At 71.0% G+C, this 25,301-nt stretch carries 20 protein-coding genes and 1 pseudogene; 10 read left to right on the top strand and 11 right to left on the bottom strand.

Annotated elements, in window-relative coordinates:
* Positions 1-80 precede the first annotated feature (80 nt).
* From C6Y14_RS16820 to ybaK, 4 genes are all read left to right on the top strand, one after another.
* Positions 81-1,661: an oxidoreductase gene (locus C6Y14_RS16820; protein WP_107017514.1), complete on the top strand. Its 1,581-nt coding sequence runs from the start codon at positions 81-83 to the stop codon at positions 1,659-1,661.
* 218 nt (positions 1,662-1,879) lie between these two features.
* The gene (locus tag C6Y14_RS16815) at positions 1,880-2,923 is read left to right on the top strand and encodes a hypothetical protein (RefSeq protein ID WP_107017513.1); all 1,044 of its coding nucleotides are present in this window, start codon (positions 1,880-1,882) and stop codon (positions 2,921-2,923) included.
* A gap of 11 nt (positions 2,924-2,934) precedes the next feature.
* Positions 2,935-3,675 carry an LON peptidase substrate-binding domain-containing protein gene (locus tag C6Y14_RS16810; RefSeq protein ID WP_107017512.1) on the top strand — a complete coding sequence of 247 codons (741 nt, stop codon included), beginning with the start codon at positions 2,935-2,937 and terminating at the stop codon, positions 3,673-3,675.
* A gap of 11 nt (positions 3,676-3,686) precedes the next feature.
* The gene (ybaK, locus tag C6Y14_RS16805) at positions 3,687-4,190 is read left to right on the top strand and encodes a Cys-tRNA(Pro) deacylase (protein WP_107017511.1); all 504 of its coding nucleotides are present in this window, start codon (positions 3,687-3,689) and stop codon (positions 4,188-4,190) included.
* A 265-nt stretch (positions 4,191-4,455) separates the two neighbouring features.
* Here the strand turns inward: ybaK and C6Y14_RS16800 are convergent, their stop codons facing one another.
* The 4 genes from C6Y14_RS16800 to C6Y14_RS16785 form a co-directional block, all read right to left on the bottom strand.
* Positions 4,456-5,109, bottom strand: a complete 654-nt coding sequence (locus C6Y14_RS16800; RefSeq protein WP_107017510.1) for an AAA family ATPase — start codon at positions 5,107-5,109, stop codon at positions 4,456-4,458.
* 34 nt (positions 5,110-5,143) lie between these two features.
* Positions 5,144-5,995 carry an ABC transporter permease gene (locus tag C6Y14_RS16795; RefSeq protein WP_107017509.1) on the bottom strand — a complete coding sequence of 284 codons (852 nt, stop codon included), beginning with the start codon at positions 5,993-5,995 and terminating at the stop codon, positions 5,144-5,146.
* A gap of 70 nt (positions 5,996-6,065) precedes the next feature.
* Positions 6,066-7,097, bottom strand: a complete 1,032-nt coding sequence (locus C6Y14_RS16790) for an ABC transporter ATP-binding protein (protein ID WP_199854760.1) — start codon at positions 7,095-7,097, stop codon at positions 6,066-6,068.
* A gap of 233 nt (positions 7,098-7,330) precedes the next feature.
* Positions 7,331-8,620, bottom strand: coding sequence for an NYN domain-containing protein (locus tag C6Y14_RS16785; RefSeq protein WP_107017507.1), 1,290 nt, complete (start codon positions 8,618-8,620; stop codon positions 7,331-7,333).
* A 222-nt stretch (positions 8,621-8,842) separates the two neighbouring features.
* Here C6Y14_RS16785 and C6Y14_RS16780 point away from each other — a divergent pair, with 222 nt between their 5' ends.
* Complete coding sequence (locus C6Y14_RS16780) at positions 8,843-9,022, top strand: hypothetical protein (RefSeq protein ID WP_107017506.1); 180 nt, start codon at positions 8,843-8,845, stop codon at positions 9,020-9,022.
* Between the two features lie 119 nt (positions 9,023-9,141).
* On the opposite strand, the gene dnaE is transcribed toward C6Y14_RS16780, so the two are convergent.
* Positions 9,142-12,687, bottom strand: coding sequence for a DNA polymerase III subunit alpha (dnaE, locus tag C6Y14_RS16775; RefSeq protein WP_107017810.1), 3,546 nt, complete (start codon positions 12,685-12,687; stop codon positions 9,142-9,144).
* A 261-nt stretch (positions 12,688-12,948) separates the two neighbouring features.
* On the opposite strand from dnaE, the gene C6Y14_RS16770 reads away from it, so the two are divergent.
* The 4 genes and pseudogenes from C6Y14_RS16770 (at position 12,949) to C6Y14_RS16755 (ending at position 17,674) form a co-directional block, all read left to right on the top strand.
* Positions 12,949-14,277: a DUF2252 domain-containing protein gene (locus tag C6Y14_RS16770; RefSeq protein ID WP_107017505.1), complete on the top strand. Its 1,329-nt coding sequence runs from the start codon at positions 12,949-12,951 to the stop codon at positions 14,275-14,277.
* A gap of 84 nt (positions 14,278-14,361) precedes the next feature.
* Complete coding sequence (locus C6Y14_RS16765; RefSeq protein ID WP_107017504.1) at positions 14,362-15,048, top strand: hypothetical protein; 687 nt, start codon at positions 14,362-14,364, stop codon at positions 15,046-15,048.
* Positions 15,049-15,093: 45 nt separating this feature from the next.
* Positions 15,094-15,894 (top strand): DsbA family protein, encoded by an 801-nt coding sequence (locus C6Y14_RS16760; protein ID WP_107017503.1) that lies wholly within the window; start codon positions 15,094-15,096, stop codon positions 15,892-15,894.
* Positions 15,895-16,005: 111 nt separating this feature from the next.
* A pseudogene (locus C6Y14_RS16755) lies at positions 16,006-17,674 on the top strand (alkaline phosphatase D family protein).
* A gap of 58 nt (positions 17,675-17,732) precedes the next feature.
* On the opposite strand, the gene C6Y14_RS16750 reads toward C6Y14_RS16755, so the two are convergent.
* The gene (locus tag C6Y14_RS16750) at positions 17,733-18,302 is read right to left on the bottom strand and encodes a dienelactone hydrolase family protein (protein WP_107017502.1); all 570 of its coding nucleotides are present in this window, start codon (positions 18,300-18,302) and stop codon (positions 17,733-17,735) included.
* A 97-nt stretch (positions 18,303-18,399) separates the two neighbouring features.
* Between C6Y14_RS16750 and C6Y14_RS16745 the strand changes: the two genes are divergently transcribed.
* Entirely contained in the window at positions 18,400-19,530 is a 1,131-nt protein-coding gene (locus tag C6Y14_RS16745; protein ID WP_107017501.1) for a mechanosensitive ion channel family protein, read from the top strand.
* 151 nt (positions 19,531-19,681) lie between these two features.
* Here C6Y14_RS16745 and C6Y14_RS16740 read toward each other — a convergent pair whose 3' ends face one another.
* The 5 genes from C6Y14_RS16740 to C6Y14_RS16720 all read right to left on the bottom strand — a co-directional run bounded on the left by C6Y14_RS16740 (position 19,682) and on the right by C6Y14_RS16720 (position 24,723).
* On the bottom strand, positions 19,682-21,268 hold the full coding sequence (locus C6Y14_RS16740; protein WP_107017500.1) for a Na+/H+ antiporter: 1,587 nt from the start codon (positions 21,266-21,268) through the stop codon (positions 19,682-19,684).
* Between the two features lie 210 nt (positions 21,269-21,478).
* Positions 21,479-21,961, bottom strand: coding sequence for a GNAT family N-acetyltransferase (locus C6Y14_RS16735; protein WP_107017499.1), 483 nt, complete (start codon positions 21,959-21,961; stop codon positions 21,479-21,481).
* A complete protein-coding gene (locus tag C6Y14_RS16730) occupies positions 21,958-22,902 on the bottom strand; it encodes an RluA family pseudouridine synthase (protein ID WP_107017498.1) in 945 nt (314 codons plus the stop codon). The genes C6Y14_RS16735 and C6Y14_RS16730 overlap by 4 nt, the downstream gene beginning before the upstream one ends.
* A gap of 81 nt (positions 22,903-22,983) precedes the next feature.
* Positions 22,984-23,607 carry a signal peptidase II gene (gene lspA / locus C6Y14_RS16725; RefSeq protein ID WP_107017497.1) on the bottom strand — a complete coding sequence of 208 codons (624 nt, stop codon included), beginning with the start codon at positions 23,605-23,607 and terminating at the stop codon, positions 22,984-22,986.
* Positions 23,608-23,721: 114 nt separating this feature from the next.
* The gene (locus C6Y14_RS16720; RefSeq protein ID WP_107017496.1) at positions 23,722-24,723 is read right to left on the bottom strand and encodes a TraR/DksA family transcriptional regulator; all 1,002 of its coding nucleotides are present in this window, start codon (positions 24,721-24,723) and stop codon (positions 23,722-23,724) included.
* Between the last annotated feature and the right edge of the window lie 578 nt (positions 24,724-25,301).

The raw sequence follows: 25,301 nt of genomic DNA, 5'->3' as shown, positions 1-25,301 counted from the left end.
CGGCGTTCAGGCGCCGACTCAGCGGGCATCACAGGGACGGCTGAACGAACCCGCGAGTAACTGAGGAGTGAGAGAAAATCGTGACCGATGGGGCCGGCCTGCGCGTCGGCGAACTGCCCGACGACCTGAGCGCGGCCGAGGCGGGCATGTGGCAGGCGTTCCGCAACGGCAGCGTGTACGACCTGCGGGCCGGGGACACCGTCGCCGACGATCCGCACGGTGGCCATCCCTGGGGCCCGGAGCGCACGGTACGGGCCAGGATCGTGTGCTGGCTGCTGCTGAACGGCCCGCCCGCGCTGGACGGCCGGGTGGCCTCCCTCAAGCTGTCCGGGGTGCGGATCGTCGACCCGCTCGATCTGGCGGGCGGCACCGTCGAGCCGTACGTCGAGATGAAGGGCTGCCGCTTCGAGAAGGAGATCCTGCTGCCGGAGTCCCGGTTCACGACGCTGCGGCTGGTGGACTGCGCGATACCGCGCCTGGAGGCGGCCCGGCTGCACACCGAGGGCGATCTGCATCTGCCGCGCTGCCGCTTCCACAACGGCGTGCGGCTCACCGACGCGCACATAGGCACGGACCTGCTGCTCAACCAGGCGGTGATCTACCGGGACCGGCGCGACAACTCCCTCGTCGGCGACGGGATGACCATCGGGCAGGATCTGCAGGCCGAGATGATGGAGTCGCACGGCGAGCTGAGCCTGCGCGGCGCGAAGGTCGGCGTCTCGCTCAGCCTGCGCGGCAGCCGGCTGGCCAATCCGTACGGGCGCCGGGCGCTGAACGCACCGCAGCTGACCGTCGAGCGCACCATGTACCTGACGCCCGCGGGCGTCGGCGACCCCGTGCTGACCAGCGGCCGGACGCCCGCCCGGGGCACCCGCGTGCAGCGGTTCGAGTGCGAGGGCGGAATCCGGCTCGACGACGGCCGGTTCGGCGACGCGGTGGACTTCGAGCAGGCCCGCCTCACCCTGCGCGACGACCAGGAGATCTCGCTGCGCCGCGTCCAGGTGCCCGAGCTGCGGTTCCTCGGCCGGCGTCCGCAGCGCGGGCGGGTCGTGCTGAACGGGGCGCGGGTGGTCACGCTCATCGACCAGGCGACCAGCTGGCCGGGCGCGGGCCAGCTGCAGATGGGCGGCTTCCAGTACGAGTACCTCGTGCCGCGCGGCCCGTTCCCACTGGCCCGGCGCCTGCAGTGGGTGGCCGCGGCCACTCCCGAGTACAGCCCGGAGCCGTACGAACGGCTGGCGACCGTGCTGCGCAACGGCGGTGAGGACGAGGAGGCGCGCGAGGTGCTGCTCGCCAAGCAGCGCCACCGCCGCGAGAACCTGCCGATCGCGGCCAAGCTGTGGGGGTACGTACAGGACTGGACAGTCGCCTACGGGTACCGGCCGGGGCGTGCGGCCATCTGGATGGCCGTGCTGTGGGCGGTGACCTCCTTCGCCTTCGCGCACGCCGCCCATCCGCCGCTCAAGAGCGGCGAACATCCGCCGTGGAACCCGTCGATCTTCGCCCTGGACCTGCTGCTGCCGCTCATCGACCTCGGCCAGGCCGGCTACTGGCAGCTGCGCGGCGGCTGGCAGTGGCTGGCCGCGGCGGTGATCCTGCTGGGCTGGGTCCTGGCGACGACGGTCGCGGCGGGCGCGACCCGCACACTGCGCAGGGGCTGACCGACGGCCGGGCGACGGCTTTCGCACGCGGTGGGCGGCAGCTTTCGCACGAGGTGGGCGGCTCCTCCGCACGGGCGCCGCACAGCCGCCCGACACCTGAGCAACAGTCACCTTTTACCGCCCCTTGACCAATCCTCACGCAACCAAACCACGGTTACGAAAGCGTCACCGCACACCCCCTGGTACGGGTCCGACCTGCGGTTTTCAATGGACCCACCATGGCACTGCTGCGAGCGCTCCTCCGTACGGTCCGGATGGCGCGGAACACTTCGAGTCTCGCCGCCGGTCTGCCCGACGACGACGAGGTACTGCTCGACGCCCCCGACGAGCGGCTCGGCCCGGCCCTGGTCGCGGCGGGCCGCGGCGAGTACGGACCGGCCGGCAAGCTCCTGTCCACCACCCGCGAGTCCGCCGAGTGGGAGAACCGGGACCGGTACGCGACCCGCCTCGCGGCCTTCGCCCTCTCCCGCGGCGAGTGGTTCGACGACTGGCGCTCCGCCGCCCCGCACGACCCGGACGCGGCCCTGGTCAAGGCCGAGCTCGCGGTCTGCCGGAGCTGGCGGTCACCGGCCCGCGCCGAACTGCTGCGCCAGGTCGGACCGCTGATCTCCGCCGCCGCCGAGGGCGCCCCGCGCGACCCCGTGCCGTGGCGGATCGCGCTGGACCACGCCCGGGGCTCGAACGCGCCGCACACCGAGTTCGAGCAGCTGTGGGCGCAGGCCGTGCGCCGCTCCCCGCACCACTACGGCTGCCATGTGGCCGCCCTGCAGTACCTGTCCGCCGCCTGGTACGGCTCGCACCGCGAGTGCTTCGACTTCGCCGAGCGCGCCGCCCACGACGCCCTGCCCGGCTCCCTGGTCCAGGCCCTGCCCGTACGGGCCGCCTTCGCGTATCTGACCGAGGGCGGCGGGGCCGCCGTCGGCCGCGAACGCCTCGACTCGGCGGCCGACCTGGCGATCGCCCTCTCCGCCGAGTACCGGGACGCCGACCCGTGGCCCGCGGAGGTCCGCAATCTGCTCACCTATGTGCTGGTCAGGCTGGAACGCTGGGAGGACGCGCTGGAACAACTGCGCCGCATCGGCCCGTACGCCACCTCGTTTCCCTGGGACCGGGTCTCGGACGATCCGCTGGGCCAGTTCCTCGAACTGCGCGACGGGATACGGATCCAGGTGGCCTCGGACCGGCCCCTGCGGACACGGAACGGGGATCTTCCGCATCCACGGAGTGAGCACGGCGGACGTATGTCCTCCGGTGACCATTAGGCTTTCCCGTCGTGACCACCGTCCGGCTCCCACTCTTCCCCCTGAACTCGGTGCTGTTTCCCGGGCTCGTCCTGCCGCTGAACATCTTCGAGGAGCGCTATCGCGCGATGATGCGCGATCTGCTCAAGACCCCCGAGGACGAACCGCGCCGGTTCGCCGTCGTCGCCATCCGCGACGGCCACGAGGTCGCGGCCACTTCGCCCGGTATGCCCGACCAGACGGCCGTACCCCAGCGCGGGCCCTCGGCCGGCTTCGGCGACGAACCGCTGAAGGCCTTCCACGCGGTGGGCTGCGTCGCCGACGCGGCGACGATCCGGGAGCGGGCCGACGGCAGCTTCGAGGTACTGGCCACCGGGACGACCCGGGTACGGCTGGCCTCCGTGGACGCCTCCGGGGCCTATCTGACGGCCGACCTCGAAGAACTGCCCGAGGAGCCCGGCGAAGAGGCCGGAGCGCTGGCGGAAGGGGTGCTGCGGGCCTTCCGGCAGTACCAGAAACGGCTGGCGGGCGCGCGGGAGCGGTCGCTCGCCACCGGGGCCGACCTCCCCGACGAGCCGTCCGTCGTCTCCTACCTGGTCGCGGCGGCGGCGATGCTGGACGTCCCGGCGAAGCAGCGACTGCTCCAGGCACCGGACACGGCGGCCCGGCTGCGCGAGGAGCTGACGCTGCTGCGGGCGGAGACCGCGATCATCCGCAATCTGCCCTCGCTGCCCGCGTCGGAGCTGACGCGCGGGCCGACGAGCCTCAACTGAAGGAACGTCCCTTGGCCAAGAAGGCGAAGAAGCAGCAGCAGGCGGGCGGGACGCCGGCGACCGTGGCGCTCGCCGCGGCCGGGGTCGATTTCACGGTCCACGCCTACGAGCACGACCCGGCGCACCCCTCGTACGGGGAGGAGGCGGCCGAGGCCATGGGCGTGTCCCCGGACCGGGTCTTCAAGACGCTGGTCGCGGACGTCGACGGCGACCTGACCGTGGCCGTCGTGCCCGTGGCGGGTTCCCTCGACCTGAAGGCGCTGGCGGCGGCGGTGGGCGGCAAACGGGCCGCGATGGCCGATCCGGCCGCCGCGGAACGCACCACGGGATACGTCCGCGGGGGCATCTCGCCGCTCGGGCAGCGCAAGCGGCTCCGTACGGTGCTGGACGCGTCCGCGGGCGGACACGCCACGATCTGCGTCTCCGCGGGACGGCGGGGGCTGGAGGTCGAACTGGCCCCCGACGACCTCGCGCGGCTCACCGGCGCGGTGGTGGCCGCCGTCGGGCGGGGCTGACCCTCTCACCGGCCTGCGGCCTCTCGCCAGGCGTGCGCGGCCTCTCGACGGGGGCCGGGTTCTCGGTTAAGTACCGAGGACATGTCGAAGAAGACGCGTAAGCGGAAGTGGCGTATCCGTAAGGGGCGGGCGAATCATGGGCGCCGGCCCGCGTGAACGCTCCGCTTCGAGGTTGTGCGTCGGCCGCGGGTGCGTCGTGGCCGGCCGCGCAGTTCCCCGCGCCCCTCGGGGCGCCCCTGCGGGGCTGCCCCGCCCTGGGTGGCCGTCAGGCCTGCGGGGGCTGTGGGTAGTACGGGGACCGGGTCTCGAAGGGGTCCGGGTCCCTGGGGGCGAAGAGGGCGGTCAGGCCCAGGTGGACCAGCAGGGCCGAGACCGACCAGGCCAGCATCGCGCCCTTCGCGCCGAGTTCCAGCGGGGCGTCGAAGCGGACGCCCTTGCCGGCCTCCTTCGCGTGCGCGACCACGTCCTGGGTGGGGCCGAGCCAGATGCCCAGGCGCCATGCCACCAGGGAGCCGAGGACACCGCCGACGGTGAGGGCGACGACGAGCGCGATACCGCCCCGGCGCCGCAGCAGGAACACCGCCAGCGCGCTGACCAGACCGAGGCCGAGCGCCAGCAGAGTGAACGTTCCGTCCACGCCGATGGCCTGCTCCCCCTCCGTGTCCGCGAGGTAGACGGTGGTGTCGTCCGAGACCAGCGGCACGTGCGGTGCCAGCCACCACCACAGGACACCGAGCAGAAGCCCGCCGACCGCCATCGCGACCGTGACGATCGCGGCCTCGCGCAGCTCTGTCTTCATTCCGGGACCGTCCTCCTCGAAACCGGGATGACCGAGCCCGTACCCGGCGGGCGGCGCCTGCCAGGCGTCGTGCGGCGGCTGGTGGTGCGGCGGCGGAGGCGGGTTCAGCGGTGCGGTCACACCGACATCGTGCCAGGCCCGCCTGTCGGGCGCGTCACCGGACGGCCGCCCGGCGGTAGGCCCAGGTCGCGACGGCCAGCGAGGCGACGCCGACGCCCGCGCACACGGCGAGGTCGAGCAGTACGAGACCCCAGTCCGGGTCGGGGCCGAAGGTCAGCCCGAGCGCCTCGACCCCGTAGGTGGAGGGCATCAGATCGCGCGCCCACTGCACGAACGTCGGCAGCCGGTCCGGCGGCAGCACGCCGAGCAGCAGCGCGGCGGACATGCCCAACTGGCCGAGCAGGGTGGCCAGTTCGGGGCGGGGCGCGAGGAGTCCGAGCGCCGCGCCGAGCCCGGCGAGCGCCGCGCCCGCGAGCGGGATGACGGCGACGAGGATCCACAGGTGCGTCAGCGGCAGCTGGAAGAGGACGCTGCCCACGACGGCGGTGACGAGTGTTCCCGGCACGGTGAAGGAGGCGTACGCGGCGGCGGCGCCGAGCACGACGGCGGCGGGCGGTACGGGCAGGGTCGCGTAGTGGTCGAGACCGCCGCTTGCGCGCAGCTGGCCGAAGTACTGGGCGAGCAGGTTGAGCGCGACGAACGCGACCACGAGGACCGACGAACCGGCGACCACGGCGCGTGCCTCGCCGCCGCCGTCGACGACCCCGCGCATCAGGACCATGATCCCGATCGACTGGAAGGTCGCCACGAACAGCAGCGGGATCCGCGCCACCCTGGCCCGGGAGAGCTGTGCCCGGTAGACGGCGGCCAGCGCCGGCCACAGCCGCGCGCGCGGCCCGAGCGCGGCTGTGGCACGGGCACCGTCCTCGGTGTCCGCGCCATGACCGGTCCGGCTCCCGTCCGTACGGGCTGCGCCGGGCAGGACCTCGGCGGGTACGACACTCACGTCGAGCGGCTCCTGTTCGCTTCGGCTGTCGTCCTGTACCTGTTCCGTACGGTTGCGGGGGCCCGCATGCTCATGCCTTGACCAACCCCCGTACGCTTCCGGCGCTGCCGCCCAGCGCCAGATACACGTCCTCCAGGCTCGGTGTGGCGAGCGTGAAGTCGTCCAGGGCCGCGAAGGCGGCGCCGCCGGTGACCGCCGCGACGGCCGCGCGGGCCTCCTCGGGAGAGAGCCGCAGCGACCAGCGACGGCCCGACTCTACGGCGCGGTCGCGCAGGGCCGCGACTTCCGGTACGTCGAGCGGGGCGCGCTCGCGCCAGACGAGTTCGAGCCGCACCTCGCCGGCGACCTGTTCCTTGAGGCCGGAGGGGGTGTCGCAGGCGATGACCCGGCCCCGGTCGAGCACGGCGACCCGGTCGAGGACGGTCTCCGCCTCGATGACGTTGTGGGTGACCAGCAGGACCGTCGTGGCGTGCTCGGCCCGGCGCCGGTCGACGGCGCTCCAGACGGCCCGGCGGGCGACGGGGTCCATCCCGGTGGTGGGCTCGTCGAGGACGAGGAAGGGCCGTGCGCCGACGAGGGTGGTGGCGAAGCAGGCGAGCCGCCGCTGTCCGCCGGAGAGCTTCTTCAGGGGCCGCGAGGCGAGCGCGGTGAGCCCCAGCTCTTCCAGGACCGCGTCCCGCTCGGCACGCGCGCTGCGCACGTCGAGCCCGCGCAGCCGGCCGGTGGTCTCCGCGGCGAGCGACACGGTCAACTCGTCGAGCGCGGTGGACTCCTGCCCGAGGTACGCGAGGATCCGCGACGCCCGCTCGGGGTGGCGCACGATGTCGTGCCCGAGGATCTCGACGCTGCCGCGGTCGGGGCGCATCAGCCCGGTCAGCTGGCGTACGAGGGTGGTCTTGCCGGCGCCGTTCGGTCCGAGCAGCCCGAAGATCTCGCCCTCCCGGATGTCGATGCGGACGCCGTCGGTGGCCCGTACCTCGGGGGTCGCGGGCTGCCCGCGCCGGCCGCGCACCGCCGGATACGTCTTCGTAAGATCCCGCACGGCACACACGACATCCCCACCGTGCCCGTCCCGGACTGCCTGTGCGGTGCGCGTACTCACGAGACCCGAGACTACGGGGTCCCACCCCCCGAACGACGCGCGGGGAGGGCAAACCCTGCCAGAGACGGACGCCAGGGGCGCACGAAGTGCCCCTGAGGGGCGCGGGGAACTGCGCGACCAGCCCCCACCGAACCCGCAGACGCGACGCGGGGACAGGGCGCAGCCCGTCCCAAGGGGCGCGGGGAACTGCGCGACCGGCCCCCACCGGCCCGCACCCGACAAGCGACCCTCACCTACTCCCCTGCGGGAGCATGCTCCGTAGCGGTCCGCACATCGATCTCCCGCCAGAACCCCGCCCGGATCGCATACCGGTCGTGCTCATCGATCTGATCGTCCTTGTGCGCGAGCAGCCCGAACCGCGCCGCGTACCGCAACAGCTCCCCGTCGATGCGATGCGGCACCCGCGGATACATCGTGGACAGCTTCGGCAACTGCGTAGGGTCGGCCAACCGCTCCATCCACCGCCGCGCGAACACCTGCCCGACCTCGAACGGATCACCACCGACCGTGGTGATGTCCTCCTCCCGGTCGGCCCACCGCTGCTCCGCCGAGGTGAGCTGCGCGAGCGTGGGCAGCTGCGCGGCGTCCGCGTTCTCCGGGGCGGCGGCGCCCGGCCGGTCCACCCACCCCTTGTCGGACGACCAGCGCAGCGTCGCGTTCGCGGGATGCTGCGCCGCGGCCCCGCCGGGCGCACCGGCCGGTCCGGGCGCCCGCAGCGCGGCCAGGTCCTTCGGTGTGGGCACACCCTTCGTGGCCGGCACCCGCGCCTCCGTGCCGTTCTCGCCCGGCCCGGCCTGTGTGTGCTCGGCGTCGGCCCCGGCCCGCTCCCCCACGACCCGCTCACCGGCGGAGCCCAGTGCGGAAGACGGCGCGGAGCCCAGCCCGGCGCCCAGCGCGGACTCGGGCAGCGGCGCGGAGAGGATCGCGGCGATCTCGGGCCGCGGCACGGGGGGCGGCGCGCAGACCCCGCCGAGTTCCTTGGCCCGGACGGCCTTGGTGATCCAGATCCGGTCGAGCACGCGCCGCTCGTCGGCCTCGGCGACGAGGTCCTCGGACTGGTTGTAGTCCCCGTCCGCGGCCTGTACGGCCCACAGGTGCACGGCGACCCCGTGTTCCTTGGCGGCCATCATGCCGGGCAGCAGATCGCCGTCGCCGGTGACGAGCACGACGTCGGAGCAGGCCCGGTTGCGCGCCAGTTCCGTCAGCTCGGCGTGCATGGCGGCGTCGACGCCCTTCTGCGCCCACCGCCCGTCGCTGCGGGTCAGCGCGCCGAGCCGCACGGTGACCCGGGGCATCACCCGCAGCCTGCGGTGTTCCGGCTGCGGTACGCGGTCGGGGGCGCCGTCGAACCAGTAGATGCGCAGCAGGGGCCGATCCGTCTCGGACTCGGCGCGCTCGCGCAGCCCCTGGATGAGGGCGGCGTGGTCCACGGTGATCCGGGATCGCGAGGGTTCCCCGGCGAGGAGACTGGCAGCGGCCCCGAGCAGATAACCGGCGTCCACCAGGACGATGCAGCGGTCCACGCGATCCACCCTCTTTCCGGGAGGTTTGCTTCGGGCTTCCTTCGAGTCTGCCCGACCACGCGGAGGTTAACGGCCGGAACTCGATCTTCGGCGTGGCGGATCGGGATGTCACGCGCCCACAGGCCTTATTACGCACGGTAATTCTCCGAAATGCGTGACTCGTCAGCCTATGTGAGTCTGGTCCCGGCCCTGGCCCCTGAAAACCCCGTAGGAGGCAGCACCATGGCCAAGAACAAGAACCGTAAGCAGGGCGGCGAACAGGACCGCTCGTCGCAGCCGGAGCGCGCGCAGGAGCAGTCCGAGCGGTCGTCGGCACCGGAGCGGCAGTCGCCGGTGTCGCAGATCCAGGGCAGCCCCGCCGATGTCGCCCGTAAGCACCAGAAGCGTTTCGGCCACAACTGAGCCGAGCGCACGGGCCCTTGCGGCCCAGGCACACGCCGAGGGGCGCACCCGTGTACGGGTGCGCCCCTCGCGGCGGTCGGGAGGCCGGGGGGACCCGGGGTCCGGGCCCCGGTGAGCCGTCAGCCGGTGACTGCCAGGCAGGCCGGGCCCAGCAGCACCTTCAGGTCGCCGAACAGGGCGGGATCCGCCTTCACCCGGTGCCGGTCGAGCCGCAGGACCGTGGTCTTGCTCGGGCCCTGCAGCCGGATCCGCACCTCGCTCTCGCCCCGGTGGTGGCTGAGGATCTCGCCGAGCCTGCTGACCATGGGCGGGGTGATCTTCAGGGCCGGGATGGTGAGGATCACGGGCGCGTTGGTGCCCGCGTTGGAGAGGTCCGGGACCTGGAGCTCCATCGCGACGAGCCGCGGGACGTCCTCGCGCTTGTCGAGGCGTCCCTTGACGAACACCACGGCGTCCTCGACGAGTTGCGTCGACACCAGCTGGTACGTGGCCGGGAAGAACATGCACTCGATGGAACCGGCGAGGTCCTCCACGGTGGCGATGGCCCAGGCGTTGCCCTGCTTGGTCATCTTGCGCTGGAGGCCGGAGATGATGCCGCCGATGGTGACGACCGCGCCGTCCCCGTGCTCACCGCCGGTGAGCTGGGCGATGCCCGCGTCGGCCTTGTCGGACAGCACGTGCTCCAGGCCGAAGAGCGGGTGGTCGGAGACGTACAGGCCGAGCATCTCCCGCTCCTGGGCGAGCAGATAGGCCTTGTCCCACTCGTCGGTGGTGAACTCCACGTCGAGTCCGAAGCCGGGCTCGGTGTTGTCCGCCTCGCCCATGCCGCCGAAGAGGTCGAACTGCCCCTCGGCTTCCTTCCTCTTCACCGCGACCACGTTGTCGATCATCGGCTCGAAGTGCGCGGTGAGGCCCTTGCGGGTGTGCCCCATCGTGTCGAAGGCGCCGGCCTTGATGAGGGATTCCGTGGTGCGCTTGTTGCAGGCGGCGGCCTCGACCTTGTCGAGGTAGTCGGGGAACGAGCCGTACTTCCCCTTGGCCTTGCGGCTGCGGATGATCGACTCGACGACGTTCGTACCGACGTTGCGGACGGCGGAGAGGCCGAAGAGGATCACGTCGTCGCCCTGCGCGGCGAAGTTCTGCTCCGATTCGTTGACGTTCGGCGGCAGGACCTTGATCTTCATGCGCCGGCACTCGTTGAGGTAGACCGCCGACTTGTCCTTGTCGTCCTTGACCGAGGTGAGCAGCGCGGCCATGTACTCGGCCGGGTAGTTCGCCTTCAGATAGCCGGTCCAGTACGACACGAGTCCGTACGCGGCCGAGTGGGCCTTGTTGAACGCGTATCCGGCGAACGGGACCAGTACGTCCCACAGGGCCTGGATCGCCTCGGCGCTGTAGCCGTTCTTCTGGGCGCCCTCCTGGAAGAGGACGAAGTTCTTGGCCAGCTCGTCGGGCTTCTTCTTGCCCATCACGCGGCGCAGGATGTCGGCCTCGCCGAGCGAGTACCCGGCGATGATCTGGGCGGCCTTCTGGACCTGCTCCTGGTAGACGATCAGGCCGTAGGTGACCGCCAGGACCTCTTCGAGCGGCTCCTCCAGCTCCTTGTGGATCGGCGTGATCTCCTGGCGCTTGTTCTTGCGCTCCGCGTAGTTGATGTGCGAGTTCATGCCCATCGGGCCCGGCCGGTAGAGGGCCGAGACGGCGGAGATGTCCTCGAAGTTGTCGGGCTGCATCTGGCGGAGCAGCGAGCGCATCGGGCCGCCGTCGAACTGGAAGACGCCGAGGGTGTCGCCGCGGCAGAGCAGTTCGAAGGTCTTGGGGTCGTCCAGCGGCAGGGAGAGCATCTCCAGGTCGATGCCCTTGTTGGCCTTCACCATCTTGATGGCGTCGTCCATGATCGTGAGGTTGCGCAGGCCCAGGAAGTCCATCTTGAGCAGGCCGAGCGACTCGCACTGCGGGTAGTCCCACTGGGTGATCGTGACGCCGTCGGTGTGGCGCGTCCAGAGCGGGGCGTGGTCGACGATGGGCTCGCTGGACATGATCACGCCGGCCGCGTGCACACCCATCTGCCGGACCAGGCCCTCGACGCCCTTGGCGGTGTCGATGACCTTCTTGACGTCCGGCTCGTTCTCGTACATCCCCCGGATCTCGCCGGCCTCGCCGTAGCGCGGGTGCTTGGCGTCGGTGATGCCGTTCAGGTCGATGCCCTTGCCGAGGACGTCGGCGGGCATCGCCTTGGTGAGCCGGTCGCCCATCGCGTACGGGTAGCCCAGCACGCGCGCGGAGTCCTTGATGGCGTTCTTCGCCTTGATCTTGCCGTACGTGCCGATCATGGCGACCTTGTCGGCGCCGTACTTCTCCGTCACGTACCTGATCACCTCGACGCGCCGACGCTCGTCGAAGTCGATGTCGACGTCGGGCATGGAGACGCGCTCGGGGTTCAGGAACCGCTCGAAGATCAGTCCGTGCGGGATCGGGTCGAGGTCGGTGATGCCCATGGCGTACGACACGATCGAACCGGCCGCGGAGCCTCGGCCGGGGCCGACCGCGATGCCCTGCTTCTTGGCCCACATGATGAAGTCGGCGACGACGAGGAAGTACCCCGGGAACCCCATCTGGATGATGACGTCCATCTCGTACTCGGCCTGCTTCTGGCGGTCGTCGGGGACGCCGCCGGGGAAGCGGCGCTCCATGCCGCGGCGCACCTCCTCCTGGAACCAGGTGACCTCGGTGAAGCCCTCGGGGATGTCGAACTTCGGCATGAGGTTCTTCGCCTCGAACATGCCGGTCGTGTCGATCTGCTCGGCCACCAGGAGGGTGTTCGCGCACCCTTCCTGCCAGGCGTCCGAGGAGTCCACGGCGTACATCTCGTCCGTCGACTTCAGGTAGTAACCGGTGCCGTCGAAGCGGAAGCGGTCCGGGTCGGAGAGGTTCTTGCCGGTCTGGATGCACAGCAGCGCGTCGTGGGCGGTCGCCTCGTGGGCGTACGTGTAGTGCGAGTCGTTCGTCACCAGGGGCGGGATGCCCAGCTTCTTGCCGACGCGCAGGAGGTCTTCACGGACCCGGCTCTCGATCTCGATGCCGTGGTCCATCAGCTCCAGGAAGTACCGGTCCTTGCCGAAGATGTCCTGGTACTCGGAGGCCGCCTTCACCGCCTCGTCGAACTGGCCGAGGCGCAGCCGGGTCTGCAGCTCGCCGGAGGGGCAGCCCGTGGAGGCGATCAGACCCTCGGACCACTGGGAGATGGTCTCCTTGTCCATGCGGGGCCACTTCTGCAGCCAGCCCTCCGCGTACGCGTCCGAGGACAGCTTGAAGAGGTTGTGCAGGCCCGTGCTGTTCGCCGCCCAGATCGTCTTGTGGGTGTAACCACCGGAACCGGAGACGTCGTCGCGCTTCTGGTGCGGCTGGCCCCATTTGATCTTGCGCTTGTTGCGCCGCGACTCGGGGGCGACGTACGCCTCGATGCCGATGATCGGGGTGACGCCCGCCTTCTTGGCCGAGTGGAAGAAGTCGTACGCCCCGTGGAGGTTGCCGTGGTCGGACATCGCGATGTGCGACATGCCCATCTCGTTGCACGCGTCGAACATGTCCTTCAGCCGCGCGGCACCGTCCAGCAGCGAGTACTGGGTATGGACGTGCAGGTGCGTGAACGGCGGCTTTGACACGGCTTCGGCCTCCAAGAAGAACTGGCGTCGACGAGATCCCTACCGGCTGCGGACAGTCTGGGGGGACAGCCACGAAGTGTATGCCTGAGCACTGACACTCCGAGCCGTCTCCCCCGTACCTTCGGACGTACCTTCATCGGACGGTGAACGGGCACTCCTGTGCACACCCGTCCGTTGGAGGATGACGGAGACAACCGCTCCGGCGGACCGCACATTCCGTCCCACTCGTCATGCACCACCTGCACCAGGAGGCACCCAGCGATGTCGGTTCCGCAGCTCAGCGCCGAGCAGCGCGGCGAAGAGATCCTCGCCGTCTTCAATACCGCCTTCGGCGATCTGCTGGCCGCCGATCCGGCCGCGTTCCGCGTGAAGTTCCGGAAGATGGCGGCCTCGGCGTTCGCGTTCTACCGCGGGACGGCAGGGCTCTTCTACCGCGACCTGGAGCAGGAGAAGCGGGGCGGTCCCTACCTGGACGAGCGCACCTCCCGGGTGTGGATCCACGGCGACCTGCACGCGGAGAACTTCGGCACGTACATGGACGCCCAGGGCCGGCTGATCTTCAACGTGAACGACTTCGACGAGGCGTACGTCGGCCCGTTCACCTGGGACCTCAAGCGTCTCGCGGCCTCCGTGGCCCTGATCGGCTACGCGAAGGCGCTGAGCGACGAGCAGATCACCGCCCTGGTCCGGACGTACGCGGCGGCCTACCGCGAGCGCATCCACGCCCTCGCGACGGGCGCCAAGAGCGACGAGGTGCCGCCCTTCACGCTGGACACCGCCCAGGGGCCCCTGCTGGACGCCCTGCGGGACGCGCGCTCGCTGACCCGCTTCGGGCTGCTCGACTCGATGACCGAGATCCGCGACTTCGAGCGCCGTTTCGCGCCGGGCGGCGGCTCCATCGAGCTGGACGCGGCCACCCGCTACAAGGTCCTGGCCGCCTTCGACGGCTATCTGGAGACGCTGCCCGAGTCGTCCCTGGACCGCCCGGACTCCTACCGGGTGAAGGACGTCGTGGGCCGCCGCGGCATCGGTATCGGCTCGGCCGGGCTGCCCTCGTACAACATCCTTCTGGAGGGTGCCACCGACGCCCTGGAGAACGATGTGGTGATCTACATCAAGCAGGCCCAGACCCCGGCCGTCTCGCGGCACATCACGGACTCCTCGATCCGTGAGTACTTCCAGCACGAGGGCCACCGCACGGTGATCTCCCAGCGTGCCCTCCAGGCGCACGCCGACCCGTGGCTGGGCTGGACCGAGCTGGACGGCGCGGGCCAGCTGGTCGCCGAGGTCTCGCCGTACGCGGTGGACCTGGACTGGGGCGACATCGACGACCCGGAGGAGATCGCGGCGGTCGTCGCCGACCTCGGCCGGTCCACCGCCACCATGCACGCCGCCGCGGACGACGAGAGCGGCCACTCGGAGCTGGTGCCGTTCTCCACCGAGCGCGCCATCGACGCGGCGATCGCGGGCGACGAGGAGAACTTCGGCGACCTCCTGGTGGACTTCGCGCACGAGTACGGCGCCCGCGCGCGTGAGGACCACCAGATCTTCGTGGACCTGTTCCGCAACGGCCGGATCCCGGGGCTGTAGGCGCCCGCGACCGCCGTGCCCCGACCACCCACAGGATCCCTTTAGGGGTCCCTTACAGGAGTACGTGACAGACTCTTCGGAACCATGGACATATCAGGGACCCAGCTCAGAGCCGTGCGCGCGGCGCTGTTCACGGCACTGGTCGTGACGCTCAGCACCGCGTCGCACGTGCTGCTGTCCCGGGTCCCCCTGCCGCTGGCCACCGTGGCCGCGCTCGCCGGTGCCGTCTTCGTCGTCGCGTACGCGCTGGCGGGCCGCGAGCGCGGCTTCGGACGGATCGCCGCCCTGCTGATCCCGCTGGAACTGGCCGCCGACACGTTGTTCACCGCGGGCCAGCACGCCTGTTACGGCAAGGCGGGCGGCCCGGTCGCGGGCCCGCTGCGCTCGGTCGGTCTCGACGTGCTCTGCGGGGGCGGCGAGGTCGGTACCCCGCTGGCCCGGGTGACGGGCGGCGAGACGACCCCCGCCGCGGCCCTGCTCGCGCAGGCCGACCCGGGCGCCGCCTGGCTGCTGCTCGGCGCGCACATCGGCGTCGGCCTCCTCGCCGCCGCCTGGCTGCGCCGCGGCGAGCGGGCCCTGGCCCAGCTCCTGGACGCGATGGCCGCCGCCACCTTCCGCCCGCTGCTGGTCGCGGTCGCCGCGGTGACCGTGCATCGCACTCCGGTGCGCCGGCTGCCGCGGCCCACCCGCCGGGTCGCCGCCACGCGTACGCGGCTCTTCGTGCACTCGATGGGACGGCGTGGACCGCCGTGCTCGGCCGTCACCGCCTGAGCACACCAGTCCCCGTCCATCCGTCACACCCACGGAGAACCCATCATGAGCAAGCGGAACAGCCAGGCCTCGAAGTCGGCGGCCCGTGAGCGGCTGCGCATCGAGCGCGAGCGGCAGGCCAAGCGCGACAAGGCCAAGCGGCAGGTCATCGTCGCCGGTTCGATCGTCGCGGTCCTCGCGATAGCCGGCGGCATCGGTTACGCCGTCGTACAGAACAACGAGCCCTCGAAGTGGGACGCGGCGGCCGACGCGAAGGTCGTCGCCCCCGCCAACACCAGCGGCAAGAACGGTTCGACCGTCGTCATCGGCGAGTCGAAGACCGACAACACGGTCCACCTCTACGAGGACCCGCGCTGCCCGGCCTGTGCGTCCTTCGAGCAGACGGTCGGCGAGACCGTCAACAAGGGCATGACGGACGGCGACTACAAGCTCTCCTTCACCCTCGGTACGTTCCTCGACGGCAACCTCGGCGGGGAGGGCTCGAAGAACGGCGTGAGCGCGCTCGGCGCCGCGCTGAACGTCAGCCCCGAGGCGTTCCTGGAGTACAAGACGGCGCTCTACTCCACGAAGTACCACCCGGAGGAGACGACCGACGACCTCGCCAAGGACAGCTACCTGATCAAGGTGGCGAACACGGTGGACGCGCTGAAGGACAACAAGAAGTTCCAGGACGCCGTGAACAAGGGCACGTACGACGCCTGGGCGATGAAGATGAGCAAGACCTTCGACGACGCCAAGGGTGTCGACTCGACGCCGACCATCAAGATCAACGACAAGGTGATCACGAACCCGAGCTCGGTCGCCGACTGGCAGAAGGCGCTCAAGGACGCGGGCGTCACCAAGTAGCGCGACACCAGGTAGCGCGTTCCCGAAGGGCGGGCGAACTCCTCCACGTTCGCCCGCCCTTCATGTCGTGCGCCTTACAGAAAGCCCTACCCATCAGTAATGTGACCGGCCGTGACCAGTCGCATCAGATCCCTCACCAGCCCCGCCGGCCCCGACTCCGCCGCCCCCAGCCGCCGTACGGTGGTCAAGGCGGCCGCGGCCACCGCCGTGCTCGGGGCCCCGCTCGCCGCCGCGCTGCCTGCCCGAGCCGCCGAGGCCCCCGCGTTCCTGCACGGTGTCGCCTCGGGCGACCCGCTGCCGGACGGCATCCTCCTGTGGACCCGGGTGACACCCACCGCCGAGGCGACCCCCGGCTCCGGACTCGGCCCGGACGTCGAGGTCGGCTGGACGGTGGCCACGGACAAGGCGTTCACGACGGTCGTCGCGCAGGGCTCCACCACGGCGACCGCCGCGTCCGACCACACCGTCAAAGGCGGACATCCGCGGCCTGCGGCCCGCCACCGACTACTGGTTCCGCTTCTCCAGCGGCTCCGCCGACTCACCGGCCGCCCGCACCCGCACGGCCCCCGCCCATGACGCGGCCGTGGCCGGGATGCGCTTCGGGGTGGTGTCCTGCGCCAACTGGGAGGCCGGCTACTTCTCCGCCTACCGGCACCTGGCCGCGCGCGGCGACCTCGACGCCTGGCTGCACCTGGGCGACTACATCTACGAGTACGGCACCGGCGAGTACGCGACGCGGGACACCGTCGTACGCCCGCACGCCCCCACGCACGAGATCGTCACCCTCGCCGACTACCGCACCCGGCACGGCCGTTACAAGACCGACCCGGACCTCCGGGCCCTGCACGCCGTGGCTCCGGTCATCGCGATCTGGGACGACCACGAGTTCGCCAACGACACCTGGTCGGGCGGCGCGGAGAACCACACCGAGGGCGCCGAGGGCACCTGGTCCGCCCGCCAGGCCGCCGCCAAGCAGGCCTACTTCGAGTGGATGCCGGTCCGCCCCGCGATCGAGGGCACCACCTACCGGCGGCTGCGCTTCGGCAAACTCGCCGACCTCTCCCTGCTCGACCTGCGCTCCTACCGCTCGCAGCAGGTCAAGGTCGGCAACGGCACGGTGGACGACCCGGACCGTACGCTCACCGGCCGGGCCCAGCTCGACTGGCTGAAGGCCGGCCTGCGTTCCTCCGACACCAGCTGGCGGCTGGTCGGCAACTCCGTGATGATCGCCCCCTTCGCCATCGGCTCGCTCTCCGCCGAACTCCTCAAGCCCCTCGCCGAACTGCTCGGCCTGCCCAAGGAGGGCCTCGCCCTCAACACCGACCAGTGGGACGGCTACACCGACGACCGCCGCGAACTCCTCGCCCACCTGCGGGACAACGCGATCCGCAACACGGTCTTCCTCACCGGCGACATCCACATGGCCTGGGCCAACGACGTGCCGTACAACGCCGGTACGTATCCGCTGTCGGCCTCCGCCGCCACCGAGTTCGTCGTCACCTCGGTGACCTCCGACAACCTCGACGACCTCGTCAAGGTGCCCGAGGGCACGGTCTCGGCCCTGGCGTCACCGGTGATCCGGGCCGCCAACCGGCATGTCCACTGGGTCGACACCGACCGCCACGGCTACGGCGTCCTCGACCTCACCGCCGAGCGGGCGCAGATGGACTACTACGTCCTCTCCGACCGCACGACCGCGAACGCGACGGCGTCCTGGGCCCGTTCGTACCGCACGCGCAGCGGCACGCAGAAGGTCGAGCGGACGTACGACCCGGTCTGAGCCCCCACAGAGCTCTTGACGCCTCCACAGTTCTGAACGGCTACAGAGTTCCGAACGGCTACAGCGATTCGAGGAAGCCGAGTGCCACCCGCCAGGTGGCCTCGGCGGCCTCCTCGTCGTAGTCCGGGAGCCCGGGGTCGGTGTAGAGGTGCCCGGCGCCCGCGTATCTGTAGATCTCCACGTCGGCCCCCGCCTTGCCCATCTGCAGATACCAGGCCGTCAGCCAGTCGTCGGGCTCGAAGGCGTCCGGCTCGGCGACATGCAGCTGGACCGGCAGCTCGTCCACCGAGGCACTCTCCGCGATGTCGGACGTGCCGTGCAGGAGCAGCAGTCCGCGGGCCTTGTCGTCGCCGAGCGCCAGGGTCTGCGCGGTCGCCGCGCCCAGCGAGAACCCGGCATAGACGAGCCCCCGCTCCGAGTAGGGCGCCGCGGCCAGGATGGCGCGCTTGAGCAGCTCCTCCTTGCCCAGCTCATCCTTGAAGGCCATGCCCTCCTCCACGGTCTCGAAGGTGCGCCCCCCGAAGAGGTCGGGCGTCCACACCTCGTGTCCGGCCGCACGCAGACGGTCCGCCGCGTCCCGCACCGCGGGCCGCAGACCGAAGGTCGAATGGAAGAGCATGATGTTCATGAACCCATGGTGCCAGCCACCACTGACAACGCGATCACCTCAGATATGACCGGGCCCACAGGTTAGTGACCCCGATGGGCCGGTTACGGTCGAAGGCATGGAGAACGTGCTTCGCCCGCTGATCGTGATCGGCGGCTCGCTCGTGGTGACGCTGCTCGTCGGCTGGCTGGTCGACCTGCTGCTGCGACGCGCCGATCAACGCCACCACCAGGTCCCGCTGTGGGGCCTGCTGCGCCGCTGCCGTCTTCCGCTGCAGTTCGTCATGTGTGCGGCCCTGCTGAGAGGCTCGTACGACCAGGCCAAACTCACCAAGGAGCACTCCGCGGGGGTCGGCCAGCTCCTGACCCTGGTCCTCATCGGCTCCACGGCCTGGCTGCTGGTACGGATCGCGACGGCCATCGTCGAGTCCTCGTACTCCCGCTACGCGCACGCCCACCGCGATCCCGCCCGGGTCCGCCGGGTCCGTACGCAGGTGGCGCTGATCCAGCGCGTCGTCTCCGCGATCGTCGGTGTCGTGGCGGTCGCCGCCATGCTGCTGACCTTCCCCGCGATGCGCGCGGCCGGCGCCTCCCTGCTCGCCTCGGCCGGCATCCTCGGCATCGTCGCCGGTGTGGCCGCGCAGTCCACTCTCGCCAACATGTTCGCCGGGTTCCAGATCGCGTTCGGCGACATGGTCCGGCTCGGGGACACGGTGGTGGTGAACGGGGAGTGGGGCACGGTCGACGAGATCACGCTCACCTTCCTGACCGTACGCACCTGGGACGAGCGCCGGTTCACGATGCCGGTGTCGTACTTCACGTCGCAGCCGTTCGAGAACTGGTCCCGCGGCGGGGTGCAGATGACCGGAACGGTCTTCTTCCACCTGGACCACAGCGCGCCCGTCGAGGAGATGCGCGACAAGCTCCGCGACATCCTGCGCGAATGCCCGGCCTGGGACGGACGCGACTACGGCCTCGCGGTCACCGACTCCACGCCCAGCACGATGGAGGTGCGCGCGCTCGTCACCGCGAAGGACGCGGACGACGTGTGGACGGTGCGGGTCACCGTCCGCGAGCAGATGCTGCGCTGGCTGACCGTGCACCATCCGTACGCCCTGCCGCGCGTCAACACGGCCGACGCGATCCTTCCGCCGGGGTCCGCCCCGCACACGAACGGGGCGGAGCCCCATCGCCCCCGCGCGTCGTCCCGAGGCCGAGCGGTGGAACCCCCTCGCACCGGCCGAGGCTGATCCCTCCCTCCGCACCACTTCGCCTGCGGCCCCGGTGGGGGCTGGCCGCGCAGTTCCCCGCGCCCCTGAAAACAGGGGCGCGGGGAACTGCGCGATCGTTGAGGCACGCCCCCACCGGACCCGCACCCACCCACGGCCGCCAAAACCCCGCCTACTTCAGGCTGCGGACATCCAGATGTCGTAGGACCCGGTCCACGACCTCCGGATTCGCCCCCGGCTCACTGCGCGCAGCCAGCACCTCATGCCGGGCAGCCGACAGCATCTCCCCCTGGATCCGCCGCACCAGCTTGATGCGCCGGGCCCGCTGCTCATGCGCCTCCCGCCGCTCGTCCTCCCCCAGGTCCGGACTGATCCGGTACCCGATGTCGAACGCCCGCCGCAGCAACTGCTCGGTCAGCTCGTCGGACAGATCCTCCGTCTCTCCCAGCTCCCGCAACCGCTGCTTCGCCGCCTTGGCCGCCCGCACGGCAAGCGTCTTCTCGAACTCCTTCTCGCTGTCGGTGTCGGCCTGCACACCCAACTTCCGCACCAGCCACGGCAGAGTCAGCCCCTGCACGACGAGCGTGACCATGATCACCCCGAACGCGATGAAGATCATCTCTTCCCGGTTGGGGAACGGCTCCCCGTTCTCCGTCTCCAACGGAATGGCCAGCGCCAGCGCCACGGACGCCACCCCGCGCATCCCGGCCCACCACATGACGACGGTCTCCCGCGAGCTCGTCGGGATGTCCTCGTCGAGATCCCGCTTCGCGTGCAACCGCTTGGTCAGCCACGTGGCCGGCAGCAACCACAGCAGCCGTACGAACACGACGACCCCCACGATCACGGCGGCCCAGCCGAGCATCTCCCCCCAACGCCCCGAAGCCGTCCGGATCGCGTTGTGCAGCTCAAGACCGATGAGCCCGAAGGCCACCCCGGTGACCAGCGTGTCGACGATGTTCCAGAAGGTGTGCCCGGCCAGCCTCGTCATGACGTCGTCGGCGTTGTTGGCGTACTCGGCCAGGAACAGCGCCGTGGTCAGCACCGCCAGCACACCGGACCCGTGCAGCTCCTCCGCCAGCACGTAGGACGCGTACGGCACGAGCAGGGTCAGGCTGATCTGCAGCGTCGGGTCCCCGAGCGAGTCCATCAGCCGGTTCGTGGCCCAGCCGAGCCCGAGTCCCACGGCGACCGCGACGACGGCGGACAGCAGGAAGTCGAGTGCCGCGCCCTGTACCGAGAAGGAGCCGCTGATCGCGGCGGCGATGGCCACGTGGTAGAGCACGATGGCCGTCACGTCGTTGAACAGCCCCTCGCCCTCCAGGATCGACACCAGGCGGCGCGGCAGCCCGAGCTGTCCCGCGACGGCGGTCGCGGCGACCGGGTCGGGCGGCGCCACGAGCGCGCCGAGCGCCACGGCTGCGGCGATCGGCAGGCCGGGCACGATCGAGTGGGCGACCGCGGCGACCACGGCGGTGGTGACGAACACCAGGGCCACGGCGAGCAGGAAGATCGGCCGTTTGTTGGCGGTGAACTGCCGCCAGGAGGTGCGCCGTACGGCGGCGTAGAGCAGTGGGGGAAGCAGCGCGGGCAGAATCAGGTCGGGCGGGATGTCCACGTTCGGTACGAAGTCGAGGACGGCCAGCACGATCCCGAGCAGGGTCATCAGCACCGGCGAGGGAAGCCCGAAGCGGTCCCCCAGCGGAACGCTGACGACGGCCCCGAGCAACAGCACGAACAACAGGGCCAGCTGGTCCACGTTCAGGGCTCCAGGGGTCTAGACATTCACAACAGGCCAGACCCCAAGCGTGCCACCGCAATCACTTTCCACACGCAGACGCCCCGCCGCCCTGAAAACTCCGCTCACCGAAGGCGCCCCGTCAGGGGCGCCCTTAGGGGCGCGGGGAACTGCGCGACAAGCCCCCACCGGCCCGACGCCCGATGGAACAACCCGAGCCCACCCAAACCCTCAAAGGCGACGTTGCATTGCCCGATGCGAGATCCCCGCATCAGGGAACTCGGGCCCATAGGCCACGTACCCCAACCGCTCGTAAAACCCCAGCGCATGCGTCTGCGCATGGAGATCCACCGCCACAAGCCCCCGCGCACGCGCCGCGTCCTCGATGCCCCGCACGAGCGCGACCCCGATGCCCAGCCCCCGCGCGGCCTTCACGACGGCGAGCCGCCCCAGCGCGCCGACGCCGGGCTCCCCACCGGTCCGGCCGGCCGCCGCCTCCCCGTACAGCAGCCGCCCCGCGCCGAGTGGAAGCCCGTCCGCACGCACGGCGAGCACATGCACGGCGACGGCGTCGTACGCGTCGTACTCCAGCTCCTCGGGGACCTGCTGCTCGACGACGAAGACCTCGTTGCGCACCGCGAAGCACGCCTCACGGTCGGCGGGATCCTCGGCGACCCGCACCACAACGGGCGACGGGCTCGGCGACGGGCTCATGCGTTGCTTTCCTCCCGGACGCGGTCCAGCGCCTGCTGCAGATCGTCGGCGTAGCCGGCCTCGAACTCGACCCACTGCCCGTCCCCGGGGTGCTCGAAGCCGAGCCGTACCGCCTGCAGCCACTGCCGGGTGAGTCCGAGACGCTTGGACAGCGTCGGGTCGGCGCCGTACGTGAGGTCGCCGACGCAGGGGTGCCGGTGGGCCGACATGTGGACGCGGATCTGGTGCGTGCGCCCCGTCTCCAGCTTGATGTCGAGCAGCGAGGCCGCGCGGAACGCCTCGATCAGGTCGTAGTGGGTCACGGAGGGCTTGCCCTCGGCGGTGACGGCCCACTTGTAGTCGTGGTTCGGGTGCCGGCCGATGGGCGCGTCGATGGTGCCGCTGGTCGGGTCGGGGTGGCCCTGGACGAGCGCGTGGTAGCGCTTGTCGACCGTGCGCTCCTTGAACTGGCGCTTCAGCGACGTGTACGCGTACTCCGACTTGGCCACCACCATCAGGCCCGACGTGCCCACGTCGAGGCGGTGCACGATGCCCTGGCGCTCGGCGGCGCCCGAGGTCGAGATCCGGTACCCGGCGGCGGCGAGGCCGCCGATCACGGTCGGCCCGGACCAGCCGGGGCTGGGATGCGCGGCGACACCGACCGGCTTGACGATCACGACGACATCGTCGTCGTCGTGCACGATCTCCATGCCCTCGACCGGTTCGGCGACGATCTGCACGGGCGGGGCGGCCTGCGGCATCTCGACTTCCATCCAGGCGCCGCCGTGCACCCTCTCGGACTTCCCGACCACCGAGCCGTCGACCGTGACCTTCCCCGCCGCGGCGAGCTCGGCGGCCTTCGTACGGGAGAAGCCGAACATGCGGGAGATGGCGGCGTCTACACGCTCGCCCTCCAGGCCGTCGGGCACGGGCAGGGTACGGATATCGGGAACGGTACTCACCCGTCGAGTATGCCGGACGGGTGAGACACCGGCTCACGGCAGCCCGAGCGCCCGGCCCTCGCAGGTCCTGCCGCGGCCTGCTCAGTCCTTGTGGACGGTGCCGTCCGGGTCCAGGCCACGGAAGGACAGCAGCACGATCAGGATGCCGCCGCAGACGATCGCGGAGTCGGCGAGGTTGAAGACCGCGAAGTGCTTGGGTGCGATGAAGTCGACGACCGCGCCCTCCAGGACACCCGGCGCCCGGAAGATCCGGTCGGTGAGGTTGCCGAGCGCGCCGCCGAGCAGCAGGCCGAGCGCGATCGCCCAGGGCAGGCTGTAGAGCTTGCGGGCGAGCCGGGCGATCACCACGATCACGGCGGCGGCGATCACCGTGAAGATGATCGTGAAGGCCTCGCCGAAGCCGAAGGCCGCGCCGGCGTTGCGGATCGCCTCGAACTTCAGCCAGTCCCCGACGATCTCGATCGGCTCGTGGTGCTCCAGCTTCGCGACCACGATCAGCTTGCTGATCAGATCCAGCGCGTACGCCAGGGCGGCGACGGTGAAGAGCACCGCGATCCGGCGCCTGCCGCTGGGCGCCACGGCCTCGTCCGAGGTCGCGCCGCTGTCGGACTGCTCCGGCTCGACCTCCGCCGCGCCCGGGGTTTCCGGCGTATCCGGCGTATCCGGCGTATCCGGCGTACCGATGATGCGCTCCGCCTCTGCCACGTGAGTGAGTCCCTCGACCTAGGTGCCTGACTGAGCACGAGGGTACGGCACGGTCCGCCGCGGCCAGGTGCCCAGGAGGCACACCGGGCGGATCGGTGTTCGATCAGCTGGACGTCAGTAACGGCGCTCCTGCTTCTGCTTGCACTCCACGCACAGCGTGGCCCGCGGGAAGGCCTGCATCCGGGCCTTCCCGATGGCGTTGCCGCAGTTCTCACAGAGCCCGTACGTACCCGCGTCCAGGCGCTCCAGGGCGCGCTCGGTCTGCTCCAGCATCTCCCGCGCGTTGGCCGCGAGGGCCATCTCGCTCTCGCGCGTGATGTTCTTGGTGCCGGTGTCCGCCTGGTCGTCGCCCGCCCCGTCCCCGGAGTCGCGCATCAGCCCCGCCAGGGACTCCTCGGAGTGGGTGATCTCGGCCCGCAGCCGCAGGGCCTCGGAGAGCAGCTCCTCGCGCGCCTCCGCGGCCTCCTCCGGCGTCCAGGGGTCCTCGCCGGGGCGTACCGCGAGCTCGCCGGGCTCCGCCGCGGCCACCCGCGCCTTGGGAACCGCGGTGGGCTTGTCCGCCGCAGCGGCCGTGCCAGAGGTCTTCTTCGCAACCACCGTCGTGGCTCCCGTCGTCTCGGCGGCCTGTGCCGCTGCTCCGTCGGCCGCGGAAGCGACCGCCTTCCTGGCCGTGCGTGTGCCCTTCGCGGCGGCCGCCTTGCGAGGCGCCCGCTTCGCCGGGGCGGCGGACTTCCCGGCCGCCTTCTCCGCCGTGTCCGCCTTCTCCGGCTTCGCGGAGACGGGCCGCGTACCGGCCGTCTCCGCGGCGACCGTCTTCTTGACGGCGGCCTTCTTGACAGCGGTCGTCTTGACAGCCGTCTTCTTGACAGCGGTCTTCTTGACAGCGGTCTTCTCGGCGACCGTCTTCGTAGCCGCCGTTTTCGTACGGGGCTTCTTCGTAGAGGCCGTTTCCGCAGGGGCCGCCCCCGTGGAGGCCTCCCCCCTGCTCGCGCCGGCGGTCTTCCCGGTGGCGCTCTTCCTGCCGCTGACACCCTCGGCAGCCGCTCCGGAGTCACCGGCCGCCCCCATGGATCTGCCGGACGCCGACTGCTGTACGGCGGTCTTCTTCGCCACCATGGCCGCGGCCCCTTCACATTTTGTGACCTTGCACGCGAATCGTGCTGGGACGATAAATCGACTTGAGTCCCGCGGCAACGGGGCACGCCGCCCGATCCGCCCGCCCCGCGCGTACCGCGCGGCGAGTCTGCAAGCGTTGTGCCCAGCTCCCCGCCGGGTAATCCGCCGTGCCGGCCGTCCCGGGACGCGAAACCGGCGCCTCGGCATTCGGGTCAGCGCCCGCCTCCTCCAGGCCGCGCCCCTCCCCCGCGGTCTCCGTAAAACCGGTCGGTCGCTGTCGGCCCGGCGCCGTACACTGGGCGGAGCGAGAAGCGTGGATGGGGACGAGTAGCGGCGTAAGCGGCCAGGAGCGACCCGGGGACGGTGTGAGCCCGGGGGCGAGCGCGACGCGAAGATCACCCCGGAGCCGCCGGAAGAAAGCCGCAGCGAGCCCGCAGCGGCCGGTAGAACCGGTATCGCGACCCCAATGAGGGGGCTCCCCGGCGTGCGGAAAGCGGCGGAGAGCCAAGGAGGGTGGTACCGCGGGAGCGCGCCGCACGGCGCAGGTGACAGCCCAGCTCTCGTCCCTCCGGACGGAA

This window comes from Streptomyces dioscori (assembly GCF_003024195.1).
Taxonomy (GTDB): domain Bacteria; phylum Actinomycetota; class Actinomycetes; order Streptomycetales; family Streptomycetaceae; genus Streptomyces; species Streptomyces dioscori.
Note: the sequence above shows the minus strand (reverse complement) of the source record. Positions and strands in the feature narration are given on the sequence as shown.